The organism is Bradyrhizobium sp. USDA 4341, from assembly GCF_054063755.1.
Window position 1 is genome coordinate 2,186,763 of sequence record NZ_JBSSGO010000002.1, and the last position, 17,807, is coordinate 2,204,569.

The following is a 17,807-nucleotide window of genomic DNA, read 5'->3' on the forward strand; positions in this document are numbered from 1 at the left end:
AAACGCGCTATGCCGCAAGCGGTAGTGAAAGGTGGAAGACCGCTCCGCCCCCAGACTGGTTCTCAGCCCAGATCTGACCACTATGCGCCAGAACGATCGTCCGCGCGATTGACAGGCCGATGCCCATTCCCTGCTCCTTCGTGGTGAAGAATGGATCGAAAATCTCGTTCAGCCTGTCCTGAGGAATTCCCGGACCGGAATCGCAGATCGAAATCACGGCCGCGGCCCCTCCGTTGACTTCAGTACGACCGATGATCGTGCGTCCGTAGGGCATTTTGGCCATCGCGTCCATGCTATTGACCACGAGGTTGAGAATGACCTGCTGCAACTGGACCGGGTCACCTTTCACCCGCAGGATCTGCGGCGACGTCTGCAGGTAGACCGCGACGTTGCGAGCCGAGGCCTGCAGCTTGAGGAAATCGAATGCTTCCCGCATGGTCTGGTTGAGGTCGATCTCCTTCCTTTCAAATGGTGCACGCTTCAGCAAGCTGCGCAGCCTGCGGATCACCTCGCTCGCGCGTAGATCATCACGCTTAATGTCGGAAATGATTTCCCGCACCTCCTGAAGGTCGGGTGTCGGCGAACCGAGGATCAACTCCGCCGTCTCCGCATTGGTCAGGATCGACCCAAGCGGCTGGTTGAGCTCATGGGCGATCGAGGACGACAGCTCTCCAGCGGTCGCCTGCCGATTGCTGTGAGCCAGCTGGGACAAGCGATTGCGCGCCTCGACCTCGGCCTTTCGGCGCATGTACCGTTCGTGCAGCAGGAACGCAATCAGCAAGGTCTGGACCAGCAACGCCGCAGCGAGCGCAACCGCCCGCCAGCGATATTTTTCCAGAAAGGTCGGCTCCCGGAAGCGGATTTCGCTGCCTTGCGGCAGACTGGCTTCGCTGACATTCCAGCGCTCCATCTGCTGCCAATTGAAGATAGGCTTCACGGCATTGATGACCGACGGCGACAGGTGTTCCGGCGCTTCTCCATCCAGGATCCGCAGCGCCCGTTGCGCTGCCTCGGCACCGATCAGGGACGGGACGATGGTGAATCCGCCTATGCCACCAGGCTCAAGGAAAGTCTCCGCCGCGACGACGATGGGACGATTTGCCTTCGCCGCGACAAATGCGAGGGCATCCGAGGGCGGATAGTAGTTGCCCTTACCGTCACTATAGAGGCCCGTGTAGATGATCGCGCTGTGCTCGGGAAGCGCGGTGACCCGCTCGATGACGTCAGGCATCGGACGTCCGATAATCTCGATAATGTCGATGCCCGGAATGCCGGCTGCTGCCTGGTCTTTCCAATTGCGAAACAGAACCTGCCGGTCCCATTCCGCGCCAACGAGCACCACGGTCTTGAGGTCTGGCACGACGGCCCGAGCGGCAGTGACGGCATCCTTGAGCTTCGAAGTCACGATGCCGCCCGTGACATAGGCAGGCGGCTGCAATCGCTTGAAGTCGGCCTCTTCGACCAAGGCGAAGACGATCGGCGTATTGGGCCAAAGCTGCGGGCGCCAGCGGAGCGCGAGCTCGAGCGCAGCCGCTCCAACGGTGACGACGACACCGATCGGTCGATCGCGATATTTGGCCTCGAGAAACCGCCGGAAACCCTCCTGATAGCCCTCGCCACCGAAGCGATTGAGATCGAGGCTTTCCGTGTAGATAGTCGTCGGGGCGTGACCGTGCGCGCTCACGGCATCCCTCAATCCAACGAAGACCTGATAGTAGAAGGGGCCACGTCGATCGGACTGGTCCAGCACCAGCATGGAATGTGAACGCATCTCTTGCGCCCAGAGACCAGCCGGCGACAGCAAGTTCGCCAGCAGGATGATCAGTCCAGAGAGCCGAATTGCCTTGCCCATAGCGCTCGGAGCCGGAGACCAACGGGTTCAAGAAGTCTAGCACGGTTATCGTCGTAAATGCTGAAAAGTAATCCAGGACTTGCGTACCAATTACGAACAAATTGCCGCATTTCGTGCACCCTGTCCTTTGGGACAATGACCTCAAGACCAATAGAGGCTGGTCGGGCCGTGTCGTAGTCATTGCACGCGGACAAGCATTTTCGAGCCGCTACGGACGCCGCAAAGTCATAGTGAAGAGAGTTGGTCCATGTTCGCTCGCGTCAATATCAGACCGGCCAATGTACCGAGCATCCTCGGTGGGCTGACCGCCCAACACGCCAACTTCATCACCAGTGAATTTCATTACAGGAGGGGCACCGAGATCTACGGCGAGAAAGAGCCTGCGGAGTACGTCTACCAAGTCGTTTCAGGGGCCGTTCGCAGCTACAAGCTTCTCTCCGACGGACGACGTCAGATCGGTGCTTTTCACCTCGTCGGGGACATTTTCGGCCTTGAGAATGCCGAAACCCATCGCTTCACAGCCGAAGCTGTCGTCGACACCAACGTGCGCCTGATCAAGCGGATGAGCCTCGAACGGGGTGCCCATTCTGATTCCGTCCTGGCTCGCAACCTGCTGATCATGACCACCAGCAACCTGCAGCATGCCGAGGACCATATGCTGCTGCTCGGCCGCAAGACCGCGTTGGAGCGGGTCGCCGCGTTTCTGCTCGAAATGGACCGCCGGCTGACCGGCGCCGACGTCGTCGCCCTGCCGATGTGCCGGCGCGATATCGCCGACTATCTCGGGCTGACCCTCGAGACCGTATCGCGTGCGCTATCCAAGCTGCACGCTCACGGAGCACTCAACTTCCTCGGCTCCAATCAGCGCGAGATCATGCTGGTTGACCGCGAACAGTTGGCCAATTTGGACAACTAACCCGACGTCGACGAGGATTCCGCGGCCGCCGTCTGACGCTCAATGGTCTTTTGCAGCACCTCGAACAGGACCGCAGTCGACCAGCCGAACATCAGAATGCCGTTCATGGCGGCCATCGGGCCGACCAGCAGCCACTGCTTGACCGGAACGACGTCGCCATAGCCGAGCGTGGTGTAGTTCACAAAGGCGAAATAAAGCAGATTGCTACCGGCGGGCGCGGCACCGATCGCAAGATAGGCCAATGACCACACGACGATCTCCAACGTGTGCGCCACCATCAAAATCAGCGCGGTCGCCACCATCACACCGCTGAGCTGCAGCTCAAACCGGCCGGCGGCGCTCAGGGCGACATTACGCAGCAATCCGATCACCACGACGGTGAACAACGAATGGAGTGCGATATTGATCGCGCTGACCGCCAATCCCACGAGGAGCTGAAGCAATATCATCGCTGTCCCACCAGCCGGGTGCGGTCGTCCCGGATCCAAGCCGTGATCAACTCCCAGGCGACCGCGAGAATGATTGGACCGATGAACAGGCCCACGATGCCGTGCGCAAGCGTGCCTCCGATCACGCCGACGAAGATGACGAGCGCCGGCGTGGTCAGGCCGCGCCCCATGACCAGCGGCTTCAGCACATTGTCGAGGACACCGACGACCAGGAAGAACAACGTCAGGGCAAGCGCCGTCGTGAAGTCTTTGGTCGACCAGAGCCAGATGACGACGGGAAACAGCACGATCGCAGCGCCGATCTGCACGATCGCCAACAGCATGACCACAAACGCCAGCAGGCCCGCGCTCGGAATCCCGGCCATCTTGAAGCCGACGCCGGCCAGCAGTGATTGCAGGACGGCAACGCCGATGACGCCCTGGGAGACGGCCCGGATTGTTGCGCCAGCAAGGTCGAGGAAGTGCTCGCTCTGCTCCGGCACGATACGAGACAGGAAGCTCCTGCATGCCGCGGCAAGCTGCCGACCGTGAGGAAACAGGAACCCCGCGAGCACGACCGCCAGCAGAAACTTCAGCATCCCGACGCCGGCATTGCCGGCGAACGCAAACAGTATCCCGGCCAGCGGCTTCAGATGCGGCACGACCTCGCGCAGCACGGCGCGCAGATTGGTCGACGCCCGATCCCAGAGGTCATAGAGCGGGCCGCCGATCAGCGGCCAATCCTTGATCTCCGGCATCGGCGATGGCACGACAACGTTACCGGCGCTCAATTGTCCGGCGAGCTCCCTCACCCCCTCCACCGCCCCGATCCCGAGCCAGGTCGCCGGTCCGATGACGATCCCCAATGCGATCAGGGTCAGGACCAGGGCCGCGATGCCTGCGTGGCCCCCGAACATCCCTGTGAGCCAGTTGAAGACCGGATAGAGCGCGACCGCAAGCACGACGCTCCAGGCCAGAATCGGCACGAACGGACGGACCAGGACGAACGACCAGTAGATCAGCAGCGCCAGCAATCCGAGGCGAATTGCGAGCTGGACGAATTCGTCTCCGGCCACGAGCTGGCGAAGCGTTTTCAAGAACGTGCTTTCGATTGAGCGTCAGTAGGCACGCAGGAAGCGGTGCCATCGCCGTGCCACGCTTGGCTTGATCCAGATCAAGCGTCACATGTCCGCCCCTTCGGAAAGCAAACGGCCCCGGTTCGGGGGTAAGAATCGGGGCCGCCGTAGGTCGAGTTGCGATCACGGCCGGGATCACGAACGCGATCGCGCCCCGACTTAAGCGACGGACTGCCGTCGTCGGCAATTGTCCCAAGGTGCAGGATGGATCGCCTGCCCCGCCGAGGAGCCGCGCTATCATTATGGATGGTAGGTCGGTTGTTCGGCGCCAGGCCGGCCTTCAGTGGTGTCACCGCCGGCCGAGCAACGAACGCCGATAGCCGCTATCGCGAGCTTCGCTCCTGCACACGAAACTGCCGTTGAAACCCCTAGCATAGCGGCTCTGCCCCTCGAGATAATAGCGTCGACGGCGAAAATCGAGCCAGACCACGGTATCGCCGGGACAATGCCGCTGGGCCTGTGCCTCATAACGGAAGGGCGTTAGCGGCAGCGCGATCGTTTGTTGTGCACAGCAGAACAAGGCAATCGTGGCCGAGAGCCCGATTCCTGGCCTTGCGGCCAGATGATCTCGCCGTCCGGTCGAATTTGCAGCTATTTTGAAGCGCATTCATTGCCCCGGACTGGTGTCTCCGGTCGCAGGTGCCGAACTCATCGCTGACATCGGTTCGCTCAGGTTCAGATGAAGAGGCTCGCTCAGAGCGACAGCAATCCAAAGGCAAACGCGACAGTCGACAGCATCCCGGCCGTCATAACCATCAACCTGAAGGCAAAATCTCCGTCGATCGCTTCGAGCCGGCGACGCAGCCAATTGCGAGCGCCGGCCGACTTTCTTGCTCGAAACGCTCGCCGAAATATGTCGCTGCCGTTTCCCATGATCGCCATGGTAGATCACGGAGAAAACCGAGTGACCAGTGCAGCTTGTGCCAGACAATCGGAAATGCTTGCGACAAGCTGGCTTACCCAATTGGACTATAACGGTCCGGTTGACCGCGACGCTCTGAATGGCGAATGACGTGGCAGCGTTATTGACGATAGCCCTCGCGCCAGAGATCAACAACCATGCGGAGAGCTCGGTTCGTCAGCGCCTTGCACCTCCCTTGTTCCCCGTCGCCGCTTCGTAGGCATCGCGATAGCCCCTTGCGATCGCCCGGACACCTCGTCCGATGTCGTCGTAGACGTCGTCAGGGAGGTTCGCGAGCGATACGCGAAGCGACCATTCGGGTGCATCGAATCCGCCGCCGTTCAGCAGCACGATCCCGTGGGCTTCGGCCAGCCTGAATGCGAGATCCAGCGGGTGGACATTCTTCTTCAGGTGTTCAACGGCATCATCCCCGATGTTCTTTCGCGCCCAGAACTCGAAATCGATCAGGGCGTAGTAGGCATCGTAGCTCGGATTCGGCTTGAGCTTGTCGGCAAGCCCGAGCCCGTCGAGCAGCGACCACAAGCGCTTGTTGACGATTTCCATGCAGGCGGCCTGATAGGCCTTCTTCTCGTCCAACATCTCCGCCAGCGAGAACAGGCTCATCATCACCTGCTGCGGCAACGATAGTCCAGCGGTGTGATTGAGCGCCACGTCGCGGCTGTCGGCCACAATGCGATCGATCAGCTTGAGCTTGCGCGGCTCCAGCGTCAGCGGCCCGTAGCGCTTGTCGAGCGCCTTCACGGCGGCGTCCGGAAGCTTGGCAATCATCTTGTCGAAGATGTTGTCTTCGTGGATGGCGATGGCGCCGAGCCGCCATCCCGTGCAGCCGAAATACTTCGAATAGGAGTACACGCCGATGGTGTTGTGCGGGAGTTCGCCGAGCAGCGAGCGGAAGCCGTGCACGAAGGTGCCATAGACGTCGTCGGTCAGCAGCATGAGGTCGGGGCGCTTGGTCTTGACCAAATTGGCCAGCTTGGCGATCGTCTCCTTGCTCAACGCCATCCCCGGAGGATTGGACGGATTGACGACGAAGAAGGCCTTGACCTTCGGATCCTCCAGCTTCTTGATTTCCTCGTCGGTGAACTGGAACTTGTTTTCCTGCGGAGCCCTGATCTGAACTACCTTCAGATCGTAGTCCTCCAGGTGCGTCATCTCGATGTAGGGCGTGAAAATCGGCGTCGCCAGCGCAATCGTATCACCGGGCACCAGCAGCCGATTGGCCTTCAGTGACTTGAAGAGGTAGCACATCGCCGCTGTGCCGCCCTCGACCGCATAGATGTCGAATTTGCCTGCCGGCCGGGGCTCGCCGCAGACCGCCCACATCAGATATTCGTGCACGATCTTTTCGTTATGCACCAACATGCGGTCCGGCACCGGGTAATTGTCGCCGATGATCGAATCGACGAGTTCGTGGACGAAGGCGTCGGGCTCGAAACCGAATTTCTTGACCGCAAAGGGCAGCATCTCGGTCAGGAAGCTCGCGCCCGGCATGTCCTTGTGCTGCGTGAGCCAGGCTTCGAACCGCCCGGCGATGCCTTTTGCCTGCGGCATGCCGCCGATGCCCGCCGGGTGCTCCATCACCCGCTTGCTCTCGGTGATGGCGAATTGTCCGAGCAGGAAGAAGCCCTCGCGCGGCGTCGTGGCCACCCAGTTGGGGTTGCCCCGCCCGGCGTTCAGAAAGGCCATCTGACTCCGCTTCGAAGCGCTCTTCGCGAGGTTGATCAGCTCATCCTTGATCTCGAAGGGGCTCAATGCCTCGAATTTCTTTAAGGTCAGAAGATCGGCCATTTGACACTCCCGGGGACGATACAAGCTGTTGGAATGGAGGCGGACAGGCTGTTCGCCTGCGTCGTCGCATTCAGCATGGTCGACATGCCGGTGACGAAGCTTGATCTATGTCAACGGTCCTGTGCAGGCGAAGCAGCCGCAGCGACGGACGGCCGCGTCACGATGGAATGTGCGAACCGCGCCGTAGACAAGACGATGAAACCGCGGGGCTCCCGTGGTTGCGATTGACATAGATCAACATTCTCCTCGCCAGCGGCCCCTTGATGTCGATCGACACAGTCGCTTCGCCCTTCTTCGGCCCCGGGGCAACATGAACGGGTGACATCATGATCGATTGGTTCTTCCAGACGCTCCGCACTTATCCCGAAATCGCGATCTTCCTCTCTTTGGCCCTGGGCTATTATTTCGGATCCTTCACGTACAAGGGCCTCGGTCTCGGCGCGGTCACCGCGACGCTGGTCGCCGCAGTCATCATCGGCCAGATCGGAATCACCATTTCGGGTCCGCTGAAGCCGTTCTTCTTTCTGATGTTCCTGTTCGCAATCGGTTATGGCGTCGGACCGCAATTCGTGCGCGGCATTGCGCAGGACGGTGTTCCGCAAGCCATTTTCGCGGCCGTGGTCTGTGTGTTCTGTCTTCTCTCTGCATATCTCGGTGCGAAGATCGCCGGCTACGACGTCGGATCGGCGGTCGGGCTCTATGCCGGCTCACAGACGATCTCCGCGTCGATGGGACTTGCGACCGACGCCATCAATCGCGCCGGTCTGCCCGCGGACGAAGCCAAGAAGCTGCTCGATGCCATGCCGGTCGCCTATGCCGTGACCTATATTTTCGGCACGGTCGGGTCGGCGATCGTCTTGGCCCTGCTAGGCCCTGCACTGCTCGGCATCGATCTCGAGACGGCATGCAAGAAGTACGAGGAAGAGCATGGCGGCAAGAAGCAGCTGGGCGGCCCTGGGACGGCCTGGCACCAGTTCGACTTACGCGCCTACCGCGTTCGCGAGCGTGGGCCTGTCGTCGGCAAGACGGTCGAGCAGGCTGAGTCGCTGATTCCCGATCAACGCGTCTTCATCCTCCGGCTTCGGCAAGCCGGGCAGATCGTGGAGGCAACCTCCGACACGGTGATTCATGCCGGCGATGTCGTCGCCGTGGCTGGCCGCCGCGACGTGCTCGTGCAGTTGATCGGCGAGCAGGCGGAAGAAGTTGACGATCGTGAGCTGCTGGCGGTGCCGATCGAAGGCGTCGATGTCTACGTGACCAGCAAGGACGTCGATGGCAAGACGCTGGAGGAACTGGCGAAAGCACCGGGCGCTCGCGGCATATTCCTGCGCAAGATCACCCGGGGCGCGATCGCGACCGAGATTCCGATCCTGCCGAACACGAAGATAAACCGGGGCGACATCGTCACCCTGGTCGGCCGCACGCCCGACGTCGCCGCCGCCACGACAATGCTCGGCCGGCCGGATCGTGCGACCGATGTTGCCGACGTCGCGTTCATCGGCGCAGCCATTGCGATCGGCGCGCTTGTTGGCGCCTTCGTCTACAAGATCGGAAGCGTGCCGCTCACTTTGTCCACCTCCGGCGGCGCGCTGATCTCCGGTCTGTTTTTCGGCTGGCTCCGATCCGTGCATCCGACCTTCGGCCGCATCCCGTCACCCACGGTGTGGTTCATGAACTCGGTCGGTCTGAACGTCTTCATTGCCGTAGTCGGCATCTCGTCGGGACCGGGATTTGTCGCCGGATTGCAAAAGCTCGGCTTCAGCCTGTTCCTGTGGGGCGTGGTCGTGACCACCGTGCCGCTGATCCTGGCGATGTTCGTCGGCAAATACCTGTTCCGTTTCCACGACGCGATCCTGCTCGGATGCTGCTCTGGCGCGCGTACGACCACCGCCTCGCTGGGCATGATCAATGATCGCGCGAAGAGCCAGATTCCCGGCCTTGGCTATACCGTCACCTACGCGGTCGGAAACACGCTGCTGACGATCTGGGGCATGGTGCTGGTGATGATGATGACATAGCCGCGGCGAGCGACGATGTTGACCTGGCTGCAGCAGTTTCTCGTCCGTTATCCGGAACTCGCGCTGTTCCTGGTGATCGCGGCGGGCTACTGGATCGGCAGTTTCAGGATCGGCGCTTTCAGCCTTGGCCCGGTGACGGGCGCGCTCTTCGCCGGCCTCGCGGTCGGCGATTTCGCGCACGTTCCCGTGTCCAGCATGACCAAATCGTTCCTGTTCTTGCTGTTCCTGTTCGGGGTAGGTTATTCGGTCGGTCCGCAATTCGTGTTGGCGATGAAGCGTGACGGGCTGAAGCCGGTGCTGATGGCCGTTGTCGTCAGCCTCACCGGTCTTGCGGCGGCGATCATCGTGGCACGCGTGCTGCGACTTGACCCCGGCTTCGCGGCCGGGCTCATGTCGGGAGCCCTGAGCCAGAGCGCTGCAATGGGAACGGCGACCGACGCAATCAATGGGCTACCCGTATCCGAAGCACAGCGCGCGTTGTTCGTCTCGCACATCGCGGTGGCCGATGCGGTCTGCTACATTTTCGGCTATGCCGGCGTCATCACATTCTGCACGATCGTCGTTCCAGCGCTGCTGAAGATCGATCTGAAGACGGAAGCGCTCAAGCTCGAACAGGTCCTGGGCATCACGCGCGCCAAGCCCGGCCTGGCGTCCGCCTGGCGCAAGTTCGAGCTGCGCGCCTACCGGCTGGATCAACACGCGGCAATCGCCGGACTGACGGTGGCCGCCGCCGAAGCTCGGGTGCCCGGGCAGCGCGTTTTCATCCACCGCATTCGCCGCGGAGAGCGCATCCTCGAGGCGGAGCCTGGAACGATGCTCGCGGCAGGCGACGTCGTCGCGCTGTCCGCACCGCGCCAGATCATCGTGGAACTGGTCGATCCGCGCGGCGAGGAGGTGGAGGACCGCGAGCTGCTGGATATCCCCCTGGTCTCGGCCGACGTGTTCCTGATCAGCCCGAAACTCGCGGGCAGCAGTCTCCAGCAGGCGTCGGAACAGGACTGGACACGCGGCCTCTATTTGCGCTCGTTGAGCCGGGGTGGTGAAGCACTCCCCATCGCCGCCGGGGTGATCCTGCAGCGCGGCGATCTGCTTCGCATCGTCGGTCCCGAAACGGTGGTGGAGAATGCGGCCAAGAGCATCGGCGTCATTGTCGCGCCGAGCACCACGATTGATTTCGTGGTCCTGGGACTCGCGATTTTCCTTGGCGGCCTCGTTGGTGTTCTCGTGAGCTTTTCTGTTGGTGGCATCACGATCTCGCTGAGCACCAGCGTCGGTACCCTGCTCGCCGGACTTCTGGTCGGCTATCTCCGCACCCGTCTGCCCTATTTCGGCCGTATCCCCGACGGCGCGATCAGCCTGATGACGTCGCTCGGGCTGGCAGCCTTTGTCGGCCTGACCGGGATTCATGCCGGGCCGATCTTCCTTTCCGCCATACGGGAATCGGGTATCGGCCTGCTTCTCGGCGGCATGATCGTAACCCTGTTGCCGCAAATTGTCGGCTTCTGCTTCGGCCATTTCGTGCTGCGCATGAATCCCATCCTCCTGCTCGGCGCATTGACCGGAGCACAGACGGTTACGGCGGCGATGGCTGCCATCCAGGAGCGCTCGGGCAGCTCCGTGGTGGTGCTCGGCTATACGCCGGCCTATCCGATCTCGAACATTCTGCTGACGACCTGGGGATCGGTCATGGTGATCGTTTTCGCGGGATGAGCCATTAGAGCCCAGCCCTCCACGCTCGTCATTATATTACGAAATCCCCGCCTCGTGTCGGCCTAGTCAGGATACGCGCTCGGCAAGCCGCCAGAGACTTCGCTCGGCGTCTCGAAGCCCATCGAGTTGACACGATGCCGACGCTGGTCTTTGCCGTCGTGAAGTCTTGGTGTTTGAACACATCCGCGGCCAGAGCTTCGAGCGCTGCCGTCTTTTGCCCGGCATCAAATACTTCATGACCTCCACGACATGCGACTTATAGAGTTCTAGAATCTCATCGACCGGATGCCCGAGCGCAATTGAAGCCGCGATGATGCCCGTGCTGGTGCAGTAGATCAGATCGAACCGCTGGTGCAGGGGACCGACCATCCCCCCGATGCCCTTCAGGACTCCCAATGTATAGCATCCTTTAGCACCCCCGCCATGGAGGCTAACGATGTGGCACTCTTTGGGTTCTTCTGTCTCCGCCACTATCTGCCTACGGCGTTATTCGACGCCGGGTTCATCCACACCGATCTGCTTGAAGCGAGGCCCACAGAGCGAGCAAGAGAACTGCGAGATCAGGCCGCAGCACTCGTCCCAGGTATCGAGAGAGACGCTGATGAAGCTGCCACGCCAAGCTGAGGCCGGCGCCAGCATCAGCCAATGGCTCCGCTCTCCAAAGCTTCAATCATCGACCTAAAAAGTAAGACCGCCTCAATGACGGCCGGGATTGACCTCGCGCTCGGTCTCATCGAACGCGACTTGGGCCAGCAAGTCGCGCAACGTACGGCGAGAGTGCTTGTCGTCCATCATCGCCGCGCTGGCGGCCAATCGCAGCATTCCGCAATGCTGCAGCTCGATGCCAAATCCGATCGCGTTCAAATTGCACTGGCCTTCGCAAAGCAGAACCTTCGCGAACCGCTGACGGTTGAGCTGTTGGCCGACGCTGCCGACTAAGCCCTCGACAATTTAGTCGAGTGTTCCGGGCAGAGACCGGCCTTTCGCCCGCAAAGGCAATTGAAAACCTGCGCCTGGAGGCCGCTAAGTTCATGCTCGAGCAAGGCCGGCTGCCGATCGAGGAAATTTCTCGCGAAACGGGATTCGGCGATCGCGAGCGAATGCGGCGCAGTTTCCTTCGTACCTTCGGTGCCACGCCCCAAGCCCTTCGCAACGCAGCACATCCGCTGGCGACCATCTAGTCCTCACGCCCACCGCCACTGGCCCGCGCTACGAGCAAGCTCCCTTACGACCAGTACGCGTGGCCGCGAAGATCCCGTGTATGTCCGGAAGCCAATCAAATTGCACTGCGCCTTGAAGCCGTCCTGTGCACCTTGTGCGACCCGATCTTTAAGTCGGCCAAGGCATCGGTTTTGGCCCGTTCCAGCACGATCTTGGATCGATATCCCAGAGCCCGGGCTATCCTGATGTAGTTTGTCAGGGTCGTGCTGCTGACGCCTCTCAGATGTCGCGATATTTGGGCTGGATCCGTCCCCAACAAATATCCGATAGCTTCAAGACTCGACGGCCTCTCCACGCAAGGCCGCGATCGCATCCACGATTGCTTTTTCGTCAGCAGCTACATCCGATGCAAATTGATCGCTTACTTCCGGAGCTGCCCCTGGAAAGTTTCGATTGCACCCTCGCATCACAACCACCGATCATAGTCCAACAAATCTACGTCCAGCGCTCGCGTTCACCTCATTGGCTGCTGTCGATTGACGGGCAGCCCAGCGAACGAAAGTCGAGCGTCGAACTCTAGCAAGGTGCGAGGCAAGGGAAACGCACCCTTCTTCCGAAGACTGCGGACTGGCTCGTCCAAACGGCGTCATGCTCGTTGCCCCATTCGCGAGGCGCGTGTCTGAACAGTTTCAACACCAGCAGCTGTGACATTTCAGAATAAGTGAAGCAGTCTTGAATCAGCACCGCGTTGCCCTTGACCAAATGGCCAGAGCAACGCTGACAACGCCTCGGAGAAATGGTGATGAAGAAGCTCTTGCGCTTTGCGACGCTCGCAGGCTCCCTTGTTCTGACTTCGGCTGCGGAAGCGCGCTCGGCTTACGATGGGTCCTGGGACCTCGTTTTCATAACACAGAGAGGCGAGTGCGACCCGACCTATAGTTTCCCCGTCAACATCACCAACGGTATCGTCACACATCCAAACCTCGTCAAATTCCGCGGTTATGTGACGCGCTCAGGTGCGGTTCGAGCCTCCGTGACCGTTCAGGACAAATTTGCCTCAGGCTCAGGCAAGCTCACGGGGAATTCCGGTCGCGGCGCTTGGAGCGGCCATTCAGGGCAGTCGCGCTGTTCGGGATACTGGACCGCTCGACGGAACTAACCCTCGCCCGAGGCTGCGACCTGCATCTGCTGCCAGAACCGCAACATCAGCCGCAGATAGTATCGATGACGTTCTTCGCGAGCGAACCTGTCTTTTCTTATCGCAAGACGACGTCATATATGTCGATAGCGACCAACAGCGGCTCCGGTATCTTTCGGAAATTCTGGTCGTATGCATATACTTTCCGCCTTGTGGGCACCTTGATCCCCTGAAATTCACGATAGTCGGACGCATAGTTCGCGCCGGTTGCGCCGCCCATGACGTTGACCGCGTAGTCGTGCCGCCGCATCAGGCCGTCAGGGCCAAAATGAGTTATCTGCACACGTGAGTGACTTGCGATGGAAGGCGGAAACGTAATCTTCAAACGGCGCCAGGTTTCCCCGTCCTCCGTCCAAGGATCGATTTCTTCCGTTTCGAATCCCTCCTCGGTGTACAGGAACGGCGAGCTCAAGTAGGTCCAAAGTACGTAGCTGCAGAAATAGCCCGCGTGTAGCCGGTCCCACGGCCTGTCCGCGCCGTGCCCTATGAACGCTGCACGGGGATTGTCTCGAGACTGGAGGGGCCTGCGATCGCGGGTTTCGAGCATCAACCGGTCCGGCGTAAACAATAACCGTGCCTCTCCCGAGATGGTCCGCGTCCGCCTACAGTTTGACCGGACAGTATTCGACGGATTGGGGTGAGATGTTGGCGGCGGCGGTGATTATCGCGTTGCCGGTCGTGCTGGTCTTTGTCCTGCTGCAACGCCGCTTCATCGATGGCATGACGGCCGGGGCAGTCAAGGCATAACCGTTGCTTCAACCCATTGTTCTTCCGGATACCCTTGGCGATTCAGTGTCCGATACTTGCTGAGCCGCCTCGATTGCGGTCGGCGTTCCGCGTACGTTCGACCAGCCGCTCGACGGACTGCATTGCAAAGCCGAGGAACGATTGATCCAGCCTCCCCTGCGACAGCTTCTCCGAGACGTTCCCGATGACGACCTGCGCTCCTCCAACGAGACGAGCGGGGATCGAAAGCAGCGTCTCATTGACCTGCGCGTGGGCTCGAACGCCACCGGTGAAGGCCGGGGAAACCGATATCACCAGGACTGGCTTGTCGATCAGAACGGACTTCCCATACGGGCGGGACGCCCAGTCCAGTGCATTCTTCAGGACTCCCGGCATGCCGTGATTGTATTCCGGTGTGACGATGATCAAGCCGTCGCTGTATGCTATCGCATTCCGAAACTCCCGCACCTCGTCCGGAGCATGGTTTCCATCCTCATCCTCGTTGTAGAGGGGAAGCTCCGGACTCAATATCTCGAGGCTCGTCTTGCCTGGAAGGACATCGCGCAAACCGGCCAGGGTTGCTCGCGAAAAAGCCCCCTTGCGAAGGCTGCCCGGCAGGCCAAGAAGACGGGTCGGGGCTGCAGGCATCATACGATCTCCATCGCGCTGCACCTACTGAACCTGGGTCGAGACATGCTGATGATCTGCACGCCAGAACCGAACTCGAACTGGTCTGATCACCAGGTCAGCGCGCCTTGCGGCGCACCGGAAACATGCCCCAGTGAGAACAACTGATCCACTCGTCGTGGTCGGTCGCGAATGCAGTTGCCGATGTGGTCGAGGTCATGATCGTCTCCTTACATTGTACGGACGATCTGGAAGTAGGAAGCGGCCACTCCGTCACCACTAAAATTCTGTTCAGGCGCGCCTGTCGATTGGCCGGTCATCGCGAGGGCAGAACCACGTTGCTGCGCGACGATCCGATTTCCGGGTCCGGATCCGGTCCGGCCTGAACCAGGCCATCATGGCGCATCGAGAGCTCCGAAACCGGTGACGTCGCCGCCCGTTCGAGCAGTGCATGCAGCTTCGGATGAAGCCCTTCGCCGCGCGATGCCGCGAAAGCGCTGAATTGATGAAAAGCGCACATTGTCGAACTCCTGGGCTGCCTGCGGCAAGATGTGGGACTGCTGCGCGAGCACGCGACAACGATCGACCGCGAACGGCCGCCCGGATCGCGTGAAACGTCACCGGCCATGAGGAGGTAGTGGGTCGCGCAGGGATATCGATTAAATAGCGTTCATTCACCGGCGCCGCCGGCGGCGACGTCGGTTTCCGGATTTCAGCAGCGTGACCGGCACAGCGCTCGCCTCGACTAAACGATCGATTCCATCGATCGGAACGGCAAAATCAATCTATTAGATAAATTCGATGCCGAGAACCACAATTGGCGTAGCCCCTGGAGAGACGCCAATGACCGATGCGATCGATTTCCGCCGTTCTTCAATCAAACCCGTCATCCGCGATGCCATCGTGTCGCGTATGGAACAGGCGCGCTCGGTCATTCCTGGCGTCGCGCTGGCCGGAGCCGTCGCGCTCGCCGCAAACCTGCTTCACAGGGTTCCGGGGGCCGCCACGTTCAGTCCGATGATTCTCGCGATCACGATCGGGATCGCGGTACGCAATCTTGTCGGAACGCCATCCTTCGCCGGCCCGGGAATCGCTTTCAGCATGCGCCGTCTGCTCCGGTCCGCGATCGTTCTGCTCGGCTTTCAGATCACGCTGGCCCGGCTTGCGGCCGTCGGCGCAATGGGTCTGTTCGTCGTGACGACCACGCTCGTTGCCACCTTCGCGTTCACTCTCGCAGCCGGCCGCCTGCTCGGCGTCGATCGGAAGCTCACCCAACTGATCGCTGCGGGCACCTCGATCTGCGGTGCTTCGGCCGTGGTCGCGACCGACAGCGTCACCGAGGCGTCCGACGAGGACGTCGCCTATGCGATCGCCTGCGTCACGATCTTTGGTTCGATCGCAATGTTCGTCTATCCCGTGCTGCCGCATCTTCTGCATCTCGACGGCACGGCCTACGGGCTCTGGAGCGGGGCATCCATCCATGAGATTGCTCAGGTGGCCGCCGCTTCCTTTCAGAACGGCCAGCGGGCCGGCGAAATCGCGACGGTCGCCAAGCTTGCCCGTGTTATGTTGCTTGCGCCCGTGGTCCTGGCCCTGGGCGTCGCGCCCCGGGCGGGAGCCAGGCGCGGGTCCAAAAGGCCGCCCCTCCCCTGGTTTGCTATCGGCTTTGTCGCGGTGGCCGCCATCAACAGTTTCGTGACCATCCCGGCAGACGCTAGAAGCGCAACCGTCACTCTGTCGACGTTCCTGCTCACGATCGCACTCGCCGCCATGGGCCTCGAGACCGACGTCTCAAGACTCTACGCGAAGGGTTTGCGGCCAGCTATATTGGGCGGGTTCGCCTTCCTATTCATCGCAGCTTTCAGCCTGACGCTCATCAAACTCATGGGGTGACCATGACGCTCGAACAACTCCGGATCTTTGCCGCGGTCGCCGAAAAGCAGCACGTCACACAAGCCGCGCACGAACTGAATCTGACACAATCGGCCACGAGCGCGGCAATCGCCGCGCTCGAAGGGCGTTATGGCGTCAAGCTGTTCGATCGGGTGGGCCGCGGCATCGTTCTCACGCATATGGGCCGCTGCTTTCTCAGCGAAGCGCGTGCGGTGCTGGCGTGTGCCCATGCAGCCGAGCAGGTGCTGCGGGATTTTGCCGGGCTCACGGCCGGAAAGCTTGTGATTGCCGCCAGCCAAACGGTCGGCAGCTACTGGCTGCCCGCGAGACTGCTGGCATTTCAGGCGACCTATCCCGGCATCGAAATCGAAGTCAGGATCGCCAACACCGAACAGGTCGCGACCGACGTTCGCGAAGGCATGGCGGATGTCGGCTTCATCGAGGGCGACATCGACGATCCTGCATTGTCCGCCCGCCGCGTCGACACCGATACGCTGGTCGCTGTGGTGGGTGCACAACACCCGTTGGCGACCCAGAAGTCGCTTCCTCCCGACTGGATGATCAGAACACCATGGATCCTTCGCGAGCCGGGCTCCGGCACGCGCGCCATGTTCGAACGGGCCCTGAAGAAACGCGGGGTACGCCTCTCCAGCTTGACGGTGCAGCTCGAGCTGGCTTCCAACGAGGCAATTCGAACGGCAGTCGAGACCGGCCGCTGTGCCGCGGCCATCTCCGATCTGGTGGTTGAAAAGGCGATTGCGGCAAAGCGGCTGTTCCAGCTGGAAGGCGAACTGGCGAAGCGCTCGTTCTACGCTTTGCGCCACAAGGAGCGGCATATTAGCAAGGCCGAGGCCGCGCTGATGTCCAGCATCGCTGCGGGCGCTGCCGCGTAGGACGACCTGCGACCGCGGGCGACACTTCTGCGACGATTGAACTGATGCCTCGCCGGCAATGCCGGGGGCGTCGTCGGCGCGCGAGCTTCCTTGCGCATTCGATCGTGTCCGGCGATCAGAACGATCTCATCATCTCGTTGGATTGCTGCCGCACCGCGGCTTACGTCCTTGAGAAGCGACAGGCACATCGAACACCGCCTGCCGGAAACATCGAGATGGAGATTCACAATGATCGGTTCGTACCGCGCTTTCCTCGCGATTGTCTTGCTGGCCACCACAGCTTCGGTACTCGGTGCGCCGCTCGCACAGGCCCACAACGAGATGCATTTTTCGAGCAACGGGAGTATCATTCACTCGCAGGGGCGGTTGTGCCTTAGCAACCGGCATCTGCATCAGCCGTGCAGCCATCAGGCGACACCGCAGCAGCAGGTCGCAGATCCGTTCGCGGACATGATCCTCGGATGAGCGAACCTGCATGAAAGTGCATGCGTCACCTCGACAGGAGCTCTCGATGCAGCAACATCGCAACCAAGCAAGCT

15 protein-coding genes and 1 pseudogene are annotated in these 17,807 nt (G+C 61.0%); 7 read left to right on the top strand and 9 right to left on the bottom strand.

The annotated features are described in order from the left end of the window. Positions 1-7: 7 nt before the first annotated feature. The gene (locus ACVIGB_RS16415) at positions 8-1,465 is read right to left on the bottom strand and encodes an ABC transporter substrate binding protein (protein WP_456721841.1); all 1,458 of its coding nucleotides are present in this window, start codon (positions 1,463-1,465) and stop codon (positions 8-10) included. Between the two features lie 634 nt (positions 1,466-2,099). On the opposite strand from ACVIGB_RS16415, the gene ACVIGB_RS16420 reads away from it, so the two are divergent. After that, the gene (locus ACVIGB_RS16420) at positions 2,100-2,768 is read left to right on the top strand and encodes a helix-turn-helix domain-containing protein (RefSeq protein WP_456721840.1); all 669 of its coding nucleotides are present in this window, start codon (positions 2,100-2,102) and stop codon (positions 2,766-2,768) included. Here the strand turns inward: ACVIGB_RS16420 and ACVIGB_RS16425 are convergent. The 5 genes from ACVIGB_RS16425 to aspD all read right to left on the bottom strand — a co-directional run bounded on the left by ACVIGB_RS16425 (position 2,765) and on the right by aspD (position 7,042). Beyond that, entirely contained in the window at positions 2,765-3,214 is a 450-nt protein-coding gene (locus ACVIGB_RS16425) for a potassium channel family protein (protein ID WP_456725157.1), read from the bottom strand. The genes ACVIGB_RS16420 and ACVIGB_RS16425 overlap by 4 nt on opposite strands. Then, on the bottom strand, positions 3,214-4,293 hold the full coding sequence (locus ACVIGB_RS16430) for an AI-2E family transporter (RefSeq protein ID WP_456721839.1): 1,080 nt from the start codon (positions 4,291-4,293) through the stop codon (positions 3,214-3,216). Before ACVIGB_RS16430 ends, ACVIGB_RS16425 begins: the two co-directional genes overlap by 1 nt. A 328-nt stretch (positions 4,294-4,621) precedes the next feature. Then, positions 4,622-4,939 (bottom strand): hypothetical protein, encoded by a 318-nt coding sequence (locus tag ACVIGB_RS16435; RefSeq protein ID WP_456721838.1) that lies wholly within the window; start codon positions 4,937-4,939, stop codon positions 4,622-4,624. An 86-nt stretch (positions 4,940-5,025) separates the two neighbouring features. Further along, on the bottom strand, positions 5,026-5,214 hold the full coding sequence (locus ACVIGB_RS16440; protein ID WP_456721837.1) for a hypothetical protein: 189 nt from the start codon (positions 5,212-5,214) through the stop codon (positions 5,026-5,028). A gap of 196 nt (positions 5,215-5,410) precedes the next feature. Next, complete coding sequence (gene aspD, locus ACVIGB_RS16445) at positions 5,411-7,042, bottom strand: aspartate 4-decarboxylase (protein ID WP_456721836.1); 1,632 nt, start codon at positions 7,040-7,042, stop codon at positions 5,411-5,413. A gap of 326 nt (positions 7,043-7,368) precedes the next feature. On the opposite strand from aspD, the gene aspT (ACVIGB_RS16450) reads away from it, so the two are divergent. Next, complete coding sequence (gene aspT, locus ACVIGB_RS16450; protein WP_456721835.1) at positions 7,369-9,060, top strand: aspartate-alanine antiporter; 1,692 nt, start codon at positions 7,369-7,371, stop codon at positions 9,058-9,060. Positions 9,061-9,075: 15 nt separating this feature from the next. Then, positions 9,076-10,770, top strand: a complete 1,695-nt coding sequence (gene aspT, locus ACVIGB_RS16455; protein WP_456721834.1) for an aspartate-alanine antiporter — start codon at positions 9,076-9,078, stop codon at positions 10,768-10,770. 66 nt (positions 10,771-10,836) lie between these two features. On the opposite strand, the gene ACVIGB_RS16460 is transcribed toward aspT (ACVIGB_RS16455), so the two are convergent. Continuing rightward, entirely contained in the window at positions 10,837-11,166 is a 330-nt protein-coding gene (locus ACVIGB_RS16460; protein ID WP_456721833.1) for a hypothetical protein, read from the bottom strand. Between the two features lie 294 nt (positions 11,167-11,460). Between ACVIGB_RS16460 and ACVIGB_RS16465 the strand changes: the two are divergent. After that, positions 11,461-11,951: pseudogene (locus ACVIGB_RS16465) on the top strand (GlxA family transcriptional regulator); the annotation flags it as partial. A gap of 1,236 nt (positions 11,952-13,187) precedes the next feature. Here the strand turns inward: ACVIGB_RS16465 and ACVIGB_RS16470 are convergent. After that, positions 13,188-13,676: a hypothetical protein gene (locus ACVIGB_RS16470; protein ID WP_456721832.1), complete on the bottom strand. Its 489-nt coding sequence runs from the start codon at positions 13,674-13,676 to the stop codon at positions 13,188-13,190. A 242-nt stretch (positions 13,677-13,918) separates the two neighbouring features. After that, entirely contained in the window at positions 13,919-14,503 is a 585-nt protein-coding gene (locus tag ACVIGB_RS16475; RefSeq protein WP_456749163.1) for an NADPH-dependent FMN reductase, read from the bottom strand. A gap of 912 nt (positions 14,504-15,415) precedes the next feature. Between ACVIGB_RS16475 and ACVIGB_RS16480 the strand changes: the two genes are divergently transcribed. From ACVIGB_RS16480 to ACVIGB_RS16490, 3 genes are all read left to right on the top strand, one after another. Continuing rightward, positions 15,416-16,375: a YeiH family protein gene (locus ACVIGB_RS16480; RefSeq protein WP_456725156.1), complete on the top strand. Its 960-nt coding sequence runs from the start codon at positions 15,416-15,418 to the stop codon at positions 16,373-16,375. A gap of 2 nt (positions 16,376-16,377) precedes the next feature. Next, positions 16,378-17,268 carry a LysR family transcriptional regulator gene (locus ACVIGB_RS16485; RefSeq protein ID WP_456721830.1) on the top strand — a complete coding sequence of 297 codons (891 nt, stop codon included), beginning with the start codon at positions 16,378-16,380 and terminating at the stop codon, positions 17,266-17,268. A gap of 228 nt (positions 17,269-17,496) precedes the next feature. Continuing rightward, a complete protein-coding gene (locus ACVIGB_RS16490; RefSeq protein ID WP_456721829.1) occupies positions 17,497-17,733 on the top strand; it encodes a hypothetical protein in 237 nt (78 codons plus the stop codon). Positions 17,734-17,807 lie beyond the last annotated feature (74 nt).